Here is a 12,876-nt window from a genome sequence, read left to right as displayed (position 1 = left end):
TGCATCGCCATTACTTGTTGGCTTTATCGGATAAAGGGTTGAACAAGTTTTGTACGCGTCACTAGCCAATGTCGAATGACAGGATTATCACTTTGATTATTTTTCGTTATCTCTCGCGGGATTTATTGATTACCAGTCTGGCGGTGAGCGCGATCTTGCTCACTATTTTTCTCTCTGGAAAATTCGGTGATTACCTGAAAGATGCAGCTCAAGGCAAGCTCGCCGTTGATGTGCTATTCACTATCATCGCTTATCGTATGCCCAACTTATTGGAATTGATTTTACCGCTAGGATTTTACTTGGCGATCTTGCTCGCCTATGGGCGCATGTACATCGAAAGTGAAATGGTGGTGTTATCAGCGACCGGCATGAGTCAGTGGCAATTGGTGCGTATTACTTTAATCCCCGCCGCTGTAGTTGCGCTGATTGTGGCGGCATTTAGTTTTTGGTTGAGCCCATTGGGTGCGCAGCTCACTGAGCAGGTGCTCGCGGAGCAGCGTAATCGCAGCGAGTTTGAAAGCCTACAGGCGGGGCGTTTTCAGGCGATAAGTCAGGGGCGCATCATGACTTATGTTGAGCAAATAAGTGACGATAATAAGCGCCTTAATCAAGTGTTTGTAGCTCAGCAAGATGGCCAAACCAATTCTACTATTGTGATTGCTGAAACCGGTGAACAGGCCTACAAAGCGGACTATGGTCAGCGTTATTTAGTGCTGCACGACGGCTATCTCTATGAAGGCTTGCCTGGTACCAGCGAGTTCAAAATTACTCAATTCAAAGAGTGGGGCAGGTACTTGCCACCCACCACCAGCGAAGCAGAATTTGAAAGTGAAGCCGATGCTAAAACCACAGTACAATTGTTTGCTGCGACGGATTTGGAAAGTAAAGCGGCGCTGCAATGGCGCATTTCCATGCCGTTAATGGTATTGATTGCAACCTTGCTGGCGGTGCCGCTGAGCAAAACCAATCCGCGCCAAGGGCGCTACCTGAAAATGCTGCCAGCTATTTTGATTTATATTTTTTACCTCGCTTTTTTAATTAATGCGCGCGGCGCCGTTGCTGAAGGTGATCTGCCGGTGTGGCTAGGTGTATGGGTCGTGCATATCCCGTTTTTGATCACTGCTCTATTGATGCTGAATTGGCAGGTGCTGTTGCAGTTGCGTAATAAATCTGTGGGGGCTGCACATGCATAAAATTACCGCTTATATATCCCGCACGGTTTTTTTTGCAATTGCGATGACGCTTCTGGTGTTTGTTGCACTGGATTTTATTTTTGGTTTGATTGCGCAGTTGGAAAAAGTGACGGAAACCTATACTGCGCTAGAAGCCTTTTATTATATGTCGCTTACTGTGCCGCGCCGTCTTTACGATCTAATCCCTTATGCCTGTTTGATTGGTTGTCTCGCGGGTTTGGGCTTATTAGCCAGCACCAGTGAATTGGTGATTGTGCGTGCGGCAGGTGTCTCGGTAAAACGTATTGCGTGGATTGCGTTGCGCCCAGCGCTGATTTTTATTGCTATCGCGTTATTGTTGGGTGAGTTTGTTGCGCCTTATACCGAGCAGATGGCAGATAACCGTCGCCATTTTCTAAAGTACAACGTAACCCAACAGGCGCCACAGAAAGTGTGGAATCGTGAAGGTAATGAATTTATGTATGTGAGCGCAGTATTGCCTAATGGGGTTATCTATGGCTTAACGCGCTACAAATTTAATGATCAGCATCAGTTGGAATCGGCGAGTTTTACTAAAGAGGCTGTTTATCAAGAAGGTTATTGGCAAGAAAAAGAGATCTCTATTACGTTTATGGGCGCCGATGGTGTGCGCAATGAAACACTTGCCGAGCGCCGCTGGGAAACGCCGTTAACACCTAATTTATTTAATATTTTAGTGCTGGCGCCAGAAGACATTTCAATGCGCAACCTGCATTACTACATCAATTATCTTGAGGCGCAAAATCTCACGGCCAATAATTACAACTTGGCGTTTTGGCAAAAAATATTACAGCCACTTGCCACTGCCAGTTTGGTTTTGATCGCCATTTCGTTTGTGTTTGGCCCGCTGCGTAGTGTAACTATGGGGCAGCGGATTTTTACCGGCGTAATTTTTGGTATCGTGTTTGTATTGCTACAAAAACTGCTGGGGCCATCCAGTTTAGTGTTTGGATTCCCGCCGTTAATTGCAGTGATGATTCCTATCCTGTTGTGCATCGCATTGGGGATTTACTTGCTGAATAGGGCGCGCTAACCACTATGCTACAAGGGCGTGAGTTATCCGATAGCCGTTTTCAGATTGACGCGCTAGATGGTTTACGCGGGCTGGCGGTGCTGATGGTGTTTGTCAGTCACGCCAGCAAAAACAATATGGATCTCTTGCCTGGTTTCGATTTCTCCGGGATTGGGAAGGGGGGGGTCTATTTGTTTTTTTTACTCAGTTCATTTCTATTGACCCTGCCATTTTTGGAAAAAGGTAAGTCTGCGTTCGCCATTCGCCCAATGGTTAATTATGGTGTACGGCGATTTTTCCGCATTTATCCGCTGTTTGTTTTTTATTTGCTGAGCTGTGTGCTGGGTACTTGGTTGGTGGCGTATTTCGATATTTATACTCCGCTTGGCGGTATTCCATTTGCACTGAATTGGTCTGATTTTTTTGCTCATTTGTTGTTGCAAAAAGGCTACTCGGTAACTTGGAGTATTCCAGTCGAGTTTCGTTATTATTTTGTGTTGCCGTTAGTGGCCGCACTTTATGTATTTATTGCTCGCGCCCGGTTGTGGTTGGCGCTAATAATCTCCGCTGTATTGATTGCCGGGACACAAGTATTTTGGCACACAAGATAGTGTGCCGCTGAATTCTCCATATCTTGGCCCTTATCTTTGTCTGTTTTTAATGGGTGCCGCCTTGGCGGTTATTTATTACTGGTGGAAACAATCTACTTTGCAAAATTCCCGTGCTGCACGCAGATTGATTGAATGGAGCGGGTGGTTGTCCTTGTTGATTATTGTGTGTATGACGCCCGCTTTGGTCTCGTTAGCGTTGCAAAAACAAATATCAATTATGCATTTTCATCGCCAATTCTTGCTCTATGGTTTTTTGTGGTCAATGGTGTTGTGGGCTTGTGTTAGTGGTAAGGGCGGAATGGCAAAGGTTTTTTCGTGGCCGATATTGCGCTATTTTGGTTTTATCAGTTTTAGTCTTTATCTGTTTCATATTACGGCGATAAAATTGCTGGTCACTTTTGTGCCAGACTTAACTGGTGCGGCTTGGGTTGCGTTGGGAATGGGTGTTGCCATAGCACATCTGACTTGGACGTATATAGAAAAGCCCTCAGCAAAAGTTCGTATTCGCTAATGATTATTTGGTTTCCTTACTGAGCAATACTGTGCGTGTTTTACTGATTTTATCGTGCAGCGTTTGACGTTCGGCGTTGGTGTACATCAGCCAATAACCAGCACCAAAAAAACAAAGTGATAGCGGTGCGCAGAGAAAGCGAATAATACATTGTGCATAGCTAGGGCAGTTCAGGTTGTCGCCATTTACGATTTTCATACGCCAGGTTTTCATGCCCAGTGTTTGACCAGATTTGTGCCAGAAATAACAAAAAAACAAACCTATAGTAAAAATCCATCCGATAAAAACCACTACGCCGAATATTCCCCAAGTAACACGTTCCCCCGTTTCCGGTACACCTTTAACCGCTACATTAATGCCGGTCATAACCGCGCCATACAAAATGCTAATCGCCATAATTAATAAAGTGTCGTAAACCATAGCGGCGAAACGGCGCAGCAGACTAGGGGAGGCAAATTCAACTGTGTTTGGGTTATTCATGGTGGGGGCGTTCATAGTGGGGGTTATTCAGGGTGGGCGATTACACTTTAAAATGCAGTGCCCAAGGTGTGGTGGACGTGGCTGTTTGACCGAGACCGATAAATCCTTGGCCTTGTAGCGGAAACTCTTCGCGGCGCAAGTAAATCGGCGCCTGCTCATCTACATACACATAGGTGCCGTTGGTGGAGTGATCGACCAATACATATTTGCCGCGTCGGAAATCAATATGGCAGTGTTCGCGCGACGCCAGATCATTTTCAATCAATAATTGGGATTTGTGCGGATCACGTCCGATGTGAAAAGGAGTTTGTTCTGGCAGCAGTGAAATAGTGCGCTCATTGACCACCAACTCCAGTTGGAATTTATCGACAAAACGGGTGACATCGTGAATCGGCATCACCATCGTTGCACGATTATCTTTGCCCGAGTGTTCCCATTCCAAACGATAAATCAATGTTTTCTCTGTTTCGCCTTTGATGTTGATACGATCAAACATTTGGCAGTCGCGGCGCAGAGCGTCGTCCATTGCATCAATCACCGATTGGGTTATCACAATTTGATTGGCGCGGGCGATATGCGCTACACAAGCGGCATCGTTAACCCTATCGCCAAATACATCAGTGGGTGTGATAAGAACATCGCCATAAGCGATGCCAATACGAATCCCTAAATCCTTTAAGCGCGGCTCTTTAATACTGCGTTGTTGAATCGCGATGGCGGCTTCGCAAGCCTGGTGAACCAAATCAAAGCGCGCCATGATTTCGTCGCCAATGGTTTTCACCAGTGTCCCTTCATGCACTATGGTCAGCGCCGTCATAAACTGCACTGCATCATCAATAGTCGCTTTAGCTTCTTCATTGCCCACCCGCTTATACAGCGCCGAACTACCGGAAACATCGGCAAACATAATGGCTTGAGTTTGGCTGTGTTGATTCATGCGATCCGTGACAAAACGTTTGAGGGGGTGGGTGCGTATGATATGCGCTTTGGTGTGTAGGCGCAAAAACGAGTGATCAGGAACGGCGATAATTGTTGCAATGAGCTCGAGGAAAACCTGCATTACAAATGTACGACAATAAAAAAGGGGCTTACATTGCTGTAAGCCCCTTTCGGATTTGGTGCCAGTGGTCGGACTCGAACCGACACGCTTTAAGGGCGCCGGATTTTGAATCCGGTGCGTCTACCAATTCCGCCACACTGGCGAGTGGTGCGCATTTTAATGATTTGCCGTCCGCTGTCAAACACTAATTACAAAAACTTCATAATCTCTGCAATTACTTATCCACTTGATTCAATTACTAGGCAAGTTGATCAAAAAGCAGTTTATTCGCGGGATTAATCCGTTTGTCTGATTTTGCAACAGCCCTAAATTGGGTTACCCTGCCGGCCTTTTTAACGCCAACCTTTTTGAAGTTGTCTGATTGTATGCGCCGCCAGGATTTTTCTTACGAATTGCCAGATTCACTTATCGCTCGTGCGCCTGCTGCGCAGCGGCGCGGTAGCCGTTTATTGCAGTTGGATGGTCTGAGTGGACAGCTCAGTCATAAGCAATTTCCCGATTTGCTCGATTTAGTCGAGCCAGGCGATTTGATGGTATTTAACAATACCCGCGTGATTCCCGCGCGTCTGTTTGGCCAGAAAACCTCGGGTGGGCAGGTAGAGATTCTGGTGGAGCGTGTACTGGATAATCGCCGCGTGCTTGCTCATACCCGTGCCAGCAAAGCACCCAAAGTGGATTCGCAGGTTATTTTGCAGGACGGCACGCGCGTGCAATTGGTTGCGCGCCACGATGCTTTGTTTGAGTGGGAATTTTTGGGTGATGATCCGGCGCTGGTTGTGCTGGAGCGTATCGGCCATATGCCATTACCTCCTTATATAGACAGGGACGATGTTGCCGCCGACCGCGAGCGCTATCAAACCGTGTACAGCAAAGAGCAGGGTGCGGTTGCGGCGCCTACCGCGGGTTTGCATTTTGATGAGTTAATGTTGGAGCAACTGCGTGCAAAAGGCGTGAATATTGCGTTTGTCACTCTACATGTGGGCGCGGGTACTTTTCAGAATATGCGCGTCGATAATATCGCCGAGCACCAGATGCATTCAGAGATTATGGATGTATCGCCCGAGGTTTGTGAGTTGGTGCGCGCCACTAAAGCGGCAGGTAAGCGTGTGATCGCCGTAGGAACAACCAGTGTTCGCAGTTTGGAATCGGCCGCGCAGGGTTATGCCGATGCCGCGCAAAAAGGCGCGATTCATCCTTATCAGGGTGAGACCAGTATCTTCATTTATCCCGGTTATGAATTTCAGGTAGTCGATGCGCTGGTGACCAATTTCCATTTGCCCGAATCGACCTTGATTATGTTGGTGTCGGCCTTCGCTGGATATGGTTTTACCATGGCGGCTTACAAAGAAGCTGTCGCCCAGCAATACCGTTTTTTCAGTTATGGTGATGCCATGTTTATCACCCGTAATCCCGCTGCTGCACAACAACCAGTGAAACAACCAGTGGGCGCTTCTGTTTAAATACTATTTATCTGAGCCGAGAGAGAAGATCGTGACTAACGAATGTTTTATGGAATTTGAATTAGATAGCCAGACGGGCAGGGCGCGTCGTGGCCGGTTGAAGTTTCCGCGCGGCACAGTCGAAACTCCGGCCTTTATGCCGGTTGGCACCTACGGCACAGTGAAGGGCATGACCCCGCGCGATATAGAAGATATAGGTGCGCATATCATTCTGGGCAACACTTTTCATTTAATGTTGCGCCCCGGCACTGAAGTGATAAAGGCTCATGGCGACCTCCATGATTTTATGCAGTGGAAAGGGCCGATCCTCACTGATTCCGGCGGTTTCCAAGTATTTAGTTTGGGCAAGTTGCGCAAAATCACCGAAGACGGTGTGACCTTTAGATCGCCAATCAACGGCAGCAAAGTGTTTATGGGGCCGGAAGAGTCGATGCAAGTGCAGCGCGATTTGGGCTCCGATATTGTGATGATTTTTGACGAATGCACGCCGTATCCTGCCACGATTCACGAGGCGCGCGATTCGATGGAGCTATCGCTGCGCTGGGCCAAGCGCTCTAAAGTCGCGCATGGTGATAACCCTTCAGCGCTGTTTGGTATTGTGCAGGGCGGCATGTACGAGAACCTGCGCACTGAATCGCTAACCGGATTGGTTGAAATTGGTTTTGATGGTTATGCGATTGGCGGTTTGTCAGTCGGTGAACCCAAAGAAGATATGCTGCGCGTGCTTGAGCACCTCACACCACAAATGCCCAAGCACAAACCGCGCTATTTGATGGGTGTGGGCAAACCCGCCGATTTAGTAGAAGGTGTGCGTCGCGGTGTGGATATGTTCGATTGCGTCATGCCGACACGCAATGCACGCAACGGTCATTTGTTCACCAGCGAAGGTGTGATCAAGCTGCGCAATGCAAAATATCGCGATGATACCGGACCGCTGGATGCGCAGTGCGATTGCTACACCTGCAAAAATTTCTCCCGCGCTTATCTGCATCACTTGGATAAATGCAATGAAATGCTCGGTGCGCAACTCAATACCATCCATAACTTGCGTTACTACCAGCGCATCATGGCCGATATGCGTCAGGCTCTGACTGATAATACATTTGACGCGTTTTTAACGGATTTCTATGGCCGTCAAGGCTTGGAAGTCCCGCCTGCGCCCCCAGTATGAGTGCGGCATCGTTGTTGTGCGTGAATTAAAGGGTATAATCCGGCGCCCTTGACCATACCTCAGTCACATCGATGACTGCGAGCAAGTAAAATTAAGTTGGGAAACCCCTATGTTAAATCGCTACCCGCTCTGGAAATATCTACTGTTGATCTTTGTGACCATCGTAGGTTTCGTTTACTCCATTCCTAATATTTATGTTCCCGATCCTGCAGTACAGGTCTCTGGCGACTCCAGTGCCAAGGTACTGGATGCGGCAACTCTATCCAAAATAGAGGCCTCGCTCAAAGAGGCTGGCATTGATTACTTCGGTGCTGAAGTGAACCCAAATACTGCAATGGTGCGGTTAAAAACCCGCGATCAACAAATGCTGGCGCGTACCGCTATTCAGCGTTCTTTGGGTGATGGTTTTGTGGTCGCATTGAATAATGCCTCAACTACACCGGCTTGGTTGCAAGCCCTCGGTGCAGCGCCGATGAAATTAGGTTTGGATTTGGCTGGTGGCGTGCACTTTTTGATGGAGGTAGATACTGTCTCTGCAGTGGCGAAGCGTCAGGAAGTAAATTCTGATGAAATGAAATCCAAATTGCGCGATGCCAAGGTGCGCTATGCATCGATTGATGCCAACAAAGACAATCAAATTGTTGCGCGTTTTCGCAGTGCAGAAATTCGCGATGCCGCTTTAAGCGAATTGCGTAGCGATTATCCACAATTGTTATTCACCACTCCCGATGTTGAAGGCCCTGAGTCTGATGCCACTTTTATAGCGAGTTTCAGCGAAGCGGCGGTGCGTGAAATCGAGGATTACGCCGTAGGCCAAAACTTGATCACGCTGCGTAATCGCGTAAATGAATTGGGCGTGTCTGAGCCAATGGTGCAGCGTCAGGGTCGTAACCGTATTATCGTGCAGCTTGCCGGTATTCAAGACCCTGCAGAAGCCAAGCGTGTGATTGGTAAAACTGCCAATCTTGAGTTCCGTTTGGGCGCGAATGACAAAACGCTGGTTTCGAACCGCGAAGAGTTCCCCTACAAAGATGAATTGACCCAAATGCAACGCGGCAATGCGGTGCTTGAGCGCTCAATTATTGCTACTGGTGATCGCGTTTCTAACGCTACCAGCAGTTTTGATCCAGAAACCAATCAGCCACAAGTAAATATTACGCTCGATAGTCTCGGCGGTGCACAAATGCACCGGGTTACTCGTGACAATGTTGGGCGCGGTATGGGCATTTTGTTTATCGAATACAAAACCCGCACCACGATTAGCAAAAACGCAGCGGGTGAAGAAGTAGAAAAAATGACTCAGTACGTTGAGCGTAAAGTGATTAGTCTCGCGACTATTCAGAGTGCTCTGGGCGTGCAGTTCCGCATTACTGGTTTAGACAATCCTGCAGAAGCATCTGAATTGGCGTTGCTATTACGTGCAGGTGCATTGGCGGCGCCAATGCATTTTGTGGAAGAGCGCACTATTGGCCCATCATTGGGTGCAGAAAATATTGAAAAAGGTTTGACGGCGACCCTGTGGGGTATGGCTGTGGTGCTAGTTTTTATGGTGGTTTTCTACGGCATGTTTGGTGTTTTTGCCAACGTGGCCTTGGCGTTGAACCTGTTGTTGTTGTTGACCATTCTTTCTATGTTTGGCGCAACACTCACTCTGCCTGGTATTGCGGGTATCGTTTTGACCATTGGTATGGCGGTAGATGCAAACGTGTTGATTTTCTCGCGTATTCGTGAAGAGTTAAAAAATGGCGCGTCTCCTCAGCAGGCGATTTATGCGGGTTACGAGCGCGCTTTTGTCACCATTCTTGATTCCAACTTGACGACCCTGATTGTTGCAGTGATTTTGTTTGCAATTGGTACCGGCCCAGTAAAAGGGTTTGCTATCACCCTGACGATTGGTATTTTGACCTCCATGTTTACCGCTATTGTTGGTAGTCGCGCATTGGCAAATTTGGTTTATGGCGGGCGCAAAAATTTGCAATCAATTGCGATTAATGCACTCCCACCTTTCAATCGTCTGCACTAAGAGATCAATACCATGTCCCAAGAGCTCAAAGTAATTAATTTTATGGGTGTGCGGAAGTTAACTTCCGCTATCTCGATTGCAATGGTGATTGCATCTATTTTGTCGATCGCTATTTTTGGTTTGAAGGGTGGCCTGGATTTTACCGGCGGTACACAATTGGAGCTGCTTTTTGATCGCCCCGCGGAATTAAGCAAGGTCCGTTCGCTGTTAGAAGAAAAGCAATTAGAAAGTCCAGTTGCTGTTCTGTTTGGTTCGGATCAACAGGTTATGATTCGCACCCAGGATGAAATGAAGGTAAAAGGACGTGAATTAATTGCTGAAAAAATTACCGCTGCTGGCGGTGTATTGGAAGCAGTGGAGCGTCCCGGCAGAGAGTATGAAGGTTTCTCGGATGCGTTGGTCATTGCGGGTTTAAGTGCAGAAGCATTGCAGCAAGCAGCGGTAATTAGTGAGGCGGATTTCGGGCGCGTGCAGTACGCCAAGCGCGATGATAAAACCTTGGTAGCATTAGAAAACTCGTTGGATTCTGTGTATGTAAAAGCGCTGCTTGCCGATATGGAGGCTGCAACCGGTGCAAAAATCCAGCTGCGCAGCTCTGAGTTTGTGGGGCCGCAAATTGGTGATGAGTTGCGCGATCAAGGTGGTTTAGGCTTGTTGACCGCCTTCATCTTGGTATTTCTTTATGTTGCAGTGCAGTTTCAGTGGAAGTTTTCGGTCGGTGCGATTGTTGCCTTGTGTCATGACGTCATCATTACCTTGGGTGTTTTTTCTTTTTTCCAGTGGGATTTTGATTTAACCGTATTGGCTGCATTGCTGGCTTTGATTGGTTACTCCATCAACGATACGATTGTTATTTATGATCGTATTCGCGAGAACTTCCGGGTGTTGCGTAAGATGGATGCATTGGATGTAATCAATATTTCTCTGACGCAAACCTTAGGGCGTTCAGTCATGACATCCATGACGGTATTTATTGTGTTGGTTTGCTTATTTGTGTTCGGTGGAGAATTATTGCGTGGCTTCTCGACTGCATTGATTATCGGTATTGTGGTTGGTACTTACTCGTCGATTTATATTGCGGCCAATATCACTGCCGCATTAGGGATAGGTAAAGAGGACCTAATGCCAAAAGAAAAAGAAGGTGCAGAGTTCGACGAAACGCCCTGATTTTTTCACTTCTGCCATCTACAACAGCGCCCTTCGGCGCTGTTGTTCTTTATGGTTAGTGATTTTGTACTGCGATTGTACAATCGGAATATCTCGGGTATCGTCCTGCCAATTTCCCTTAACTCACCCATTAAAATCCTATGATTGAACACATCAGTTTTAATCCTGCATTGCAATTGAGTGATGACATCGAGTTGCTGCGCACTACGGTAGGTCGCTTTCAGCGCATTTTTAACGGTAGCGGCTACGGTTTTTGGGAGTGGGATTTACAGACCCATCATATAGAGTGGTCGGGTGGGTTTTGGGAGCGATTGGGTTATGGTCCGGACGATGTGGGCGGGATCAGCGATGCAACCAATGTATTGGCTTATATGCATCCGGATGATCGCGAATATGCGATTGAGGCGGCGCGTCAACATTTGCGCAGTGGTATCCCGCTGGATGTGTCTTATCGTATTAAAACCAAGGCCGGTGATTATATTTGGACTCAGGTTCGCGCCGATTCCATGCGCGATGAAAAAGGCCGCGCAATTATTATGTCGGGCGTGAACTTTGATATCACTGAAATTAAAAAAGTTGAAGCCGCCTTGCGGGAGAGTGAGGCGCGTCAGGTACGCATTATTCAGGCGTCTAGCGATGGCATTTGGGAGTGGTATGCCGATCGCGGTGGATTTCATTTTTCCCATCGCTGCTGGGAGTTATTAGGCTATCAGGATCTGGACGATGTGCTGACAGAAGGTGAAGATCGCCTAAAAATTTGGCGCCGGCATATTTATCCGCAAGACCTCTCTAAATTTGATGAGGCGCTCGTTGAGCATATGGCAGGTCGGGCTCCATTTGATGTGGAATATCGGCTTATCAATACCGATGGTGAGATTCGTTGGATTCGCGGCCGTGGGCGTGCGGTATTTAATGATAAAGGTCAGCCGATTATGATGTCGGGCAGTAATATGGATATTACCGAAGTTAAGCGCGCAGAGGAGCGGGTTATCCAGGCAAAAGAACAGGCTGAAAAAGCCAATCGCGCCAAGTCTGAATTTCTGTCGAGCATGAGCCATGAATTGCGCACCCCACTGAATGCGATTCTCGGTTACACCCAATTGTTTGAATACGATGGCAATTTGAAATCCCAGCAGATCGACAATGTGCGCGAAATTCGCAAAGCGGGCGAACATTTGCTGCAGTTGATTAACGATGTGTTGGATCTTGCCAAAATTGAATCGGGCAATATGACGGTGTCGCTTGAGCCGGTACTGGTTTCGCGCTTGATTACTGAATGTTTTACCTTGGTGCAACCGCAGGCTGATGCCAAAGGGATTCGCCTGTCTTCATCGCTGGCAGAGTTTTCCAATACTTATGTGATTGCTGATCATGTGCGTTTTAAGCAGGCATTGTTAAATTTGTTAAGTAATGCAGTGAAATACAACTTTGTCGGGGGGGAAGTTGAAGTAACCCTTGCTGCCCAGCCCGGCCAGCAATTGCGCATTGGTGTGCGTGACACCGGGCGCGGTATTCCGCTGCAGCGTCAAAGTGAGGTTTTTCAGCCTTTTAACCGTTTAACTGCGGAAAATACCAATATTGAAGGCTCTGGTGTGGGCTTGGTTATTACCAAGCAATTAGTTGAGATGATGCAGGGGCGCCTCGAATTCACGAGCGCAGAAGGTATGGGGACTACATTTTGGATGGATTTTCCCATGGCTGCTGAGTGGAATGCGGAATCGATTGTGCGTGTTTCTTCTCACAAAGATTACACTCCGGCAATTTTGCATGTGCAGCGTCCTTGCAAGGTACTTTATGTAGAAGACAACCCAACTAATATTCGGTTGCTGCAGCAAATTTTTGCGCGTTATCCGCAGCTTGAGCTGGATATTGCAGAGGAGGCTTTTCTAGGGATTTATAAGGCGCGCAGTACTCGGCCTGATTTGGTGATATTGGATATTAATTTGCCGGGCATGGATGGTTATGAAGTGTTGAGTGTGTTGAAAAACGATCCTGATACACGAGCAATCCCGGTGATTGGTCTTTCGGCCAACGCTATGCCTTATGACGTGGAGCGCGGGCGTACCGCTGGCTTTTATGATTATTTGACCAAGCCGGTTGATATTCATCGCCTCATAGATGTGTTCAATCTGTTGTTGCACGATCATTAATGCAAATGATTTGGTGTGGG

11 protein-coding genes and 1 tRNA gene are annotated in these 12,876 nt (G+C 47.5%); 9 read left to right on the top strand and 3 right to left on the bottom strand.

Annotated features, from left to right (window positions below; translation table 11 throughout):
- Positions 1–92 precede the first annotated feature (92 nt).
- The 4 genes from lptF (at position 93) to AWU77_RS19335 (ending at position 3,345) form a co-directional block, all read left to right on the top strand.
- A complete protein-coding gene (lptF, locus tag AWU77_RS19350; RefSeq protein WP_062067493.1) occupies positions 93–1,193 on the top strand; it encodes an LPS export ABC transporter permease LptF in 1,101 nt (366 codons plus the stop codon).
- Positions 1,186–2,244: an LPS export ABC transporter permease LptG gene (lptG, locus tag AWU77_RS19345; RefSeq protein ID WP_062067490.1), complete on the top strand. Its 1,059-nt coding sequence runs from the start codon at positions 1,186–1,188 to the stop codon at positions 2,242–2,244. Before lptF ends, lptG begins: the two co-directional genes overlap by 8 nt.
- A 5-nt stretch (positions 2,245–2,249) precedes the next feature.
- Complete coding sequence (locus tag AWU77_RS19340) at positions 2,250–2,834, top strand: acyltransferase family protein (protein ID WP_062067487.1); 585 nt, start codon at positions 2,250–2,252, stop codon at positions 2,832–2,834.
- 145 nt (positions 2,835–2,979) lie between these two features.
- Positions 2,980–3,345 (top strand): acyltransferase, encoded by a 366-nt coding sequence (locus tag AWU77_RS19335; protein ID WP_152625412.1) that lies wholly within the window; start codon positions 2,980–2,982, stop codon positions 3,343–3,345.
- Positions 3,346–3,348: 3 nt separating this feature from the next.
- Here AWU77_RS19335 and AWU77_RS19330 read toward each other — a convergent pair whose 3' ends face one another.
- From AWU77_RS19330 to AWU77_RS19320, 3 genes are all read right to left on the bottom strand, one after another.
- On the bottom strand, positions 3,349–3,825 hold the full coding sequence (locus AWU77_RS19330; protein ID WP_062067861.1) for an RDD family protein: 477 nt from the start codon (positions 3,823–3,825) through the stop codon (positions 3,349–3,351).
- 40 nt (positions 3,826–3,865) lie between these two features.
- On the bottom strand, positions 3,866–4,762 hold the full coding sequence (locus AWU77_RS19325) for an adenylate/guanylate cyclase domain-containing protein (protein ID WP_062067858.1): 897 nt from the start codon (positions 4,760–4,762) through the stop codon (positions 3,866–3,868).
- A gap of 179 nt (positions 4,763–4,941) precedes the next feature.
- Positions 4,942–5,027, bottom strand: a tRNA-Leu gene (locus AWU77_RS19320).
- 223 nt (positions 5,028–5,250) lie between these two features.
- Here AWU77_RS19320 and queA point away from each other — a divergent pair.
- The 5 genes from queA (at position 5,251) to AWU77_RS19295 (ending at position 12,856) form a co-directional block, all read left to right on the top strand.
- Positions 5,251–6,345, top strand: coding sequence for a tRNA preQ1(34) S-adenosylmethionine ribosyltransferase-isomerase QueA (queA, locus tag AWU77_RS19315; RefSeq protein ID WP_062067855.1), 1,095 nt, complete (start codon positions 5,251–5,253; stop codon positions 6,343–6,345).
- Positions 6,346–6,376: 31 nt separating this feature from the next.
- Positions 6,377–7,516, top strand: coding sequence for a tRNA guanosine(34) transglycosylase Tgt (gene tgt / locus AWU77_RS19310; RefSeq protein ID WP_202966679.1), 1,140 nt, complete (start codon positions 6,377–6,379; stop codon positions 7,514–7,516).
- Between the two features lie 109 nt (positions 7,517–7,625).
- Positions 7,626–9,539: a protein translocase subunit SecD gene (gene secD / locus AWU77_RS19305; protein WP_062067477.1), complete on the top strand. Its 1,914-nt coding sequence runs from the start codon at positions 7,626–7,628 to the stop codon at positions 9,537–9,539.
- A 12-nt stretch (positions 9,540–9,551) separates the two neighbouring features.
- The gene (gene secF / locus AWU77_RS19300) at positions 9,552–10,706 is read left to right on the top strand and encodes a protein translocase subunit SecF (RefSeq protein WP_062067474.1); all 1,155 of its coding nucleotides are present in this window, start codon (positions 9,552–9,554) and stop codon (positions 10,704–10,706) included.
- Positions 10,707–10,846: 140 nt separating this feature from the next.
- Positions 10,847–12,856, top strand: a complete 2,010-nt coding sequence (locus AWU77_RS19295) for a PAS domain-containing protein (protein ID WP_062067471.1) — start codon at positions 10,847–10,849, stop codon at positions 12,854–12,856.
- Positions 12,857–12,876: the final 20 nt, after the last annotated feature.

It is taken from the genome of Cellvibrio sp. OA-2007 (assembly GCF_000953825.1).
Lineage (GTDB): Bacteria > Pseudomonadota > Gammaproteobacteria > Pseudomonadales > Cellvibrionaceae > Cellvibrio.
The sequence above is the reverse complement of the archived record's forward strand: the minus strand, read 5'-3'. Positions and strand labels throughout refer to the sequence as shown.

Excerpts from the sequence above, each read along its gene's own strand:
- lptG (WP_062067490.1), top strand. The coding sequence starts at position 1,186 with ATGCATAAAATTACCGCTTATATATCCCGCACGGTTTTTTTTGCAATT.
- AWU77_RS19340 (WP_062067487.1), top strand. The coding sequence starts at position 2,250 with ATGCTACAAGGGCGTGAGTTATCCGATAGCCGTTTTCAGATTGACGCG.
- AWU77_RS19330 (WP_062067861.1), bottom strand. The coding sequence starts at position 3,825 with ATGAATAACCCAAACACAGTTGAATTTGCCTCCCCTAGTCTGCTGCGC.
- AWU77_RS19325 (WP_062067858.1), bottom strand. The coding sequence starts at position 4,762 with ATGAATCAACACAGCCAAACTCAAGCCATTATGTTTGCCGATGTTTCC.
- queA (WP_062067855.1), top strand. The coding sequence starts at position 5,251 with ATGCGCCGCCAGGATTTTTCTTACGAATTGCCAGATTCACTTATCGCT.
- secD (WP_062067477.1), top strand. The coding sequence starts at position 7,626 with ATGTTAAATCGCTACCCGCTCTGGAAATATCTACTGTTGATCTTTGTG.
- secF (WP_062067474.1), top strand. The coding sequence starts at position 9,552 with ATGTCCCAAGAGCTCAAAGTAATTAATTTTATGGGTGTGCGGAAGTTA.
- AWU77_RS19295 (WP_062067471.1), top strand. The coding sequence starts at position 10,847 with ATGATTGAACACATCAGTTTTAATCCTGCATTGCAATTGAGTGATGAC.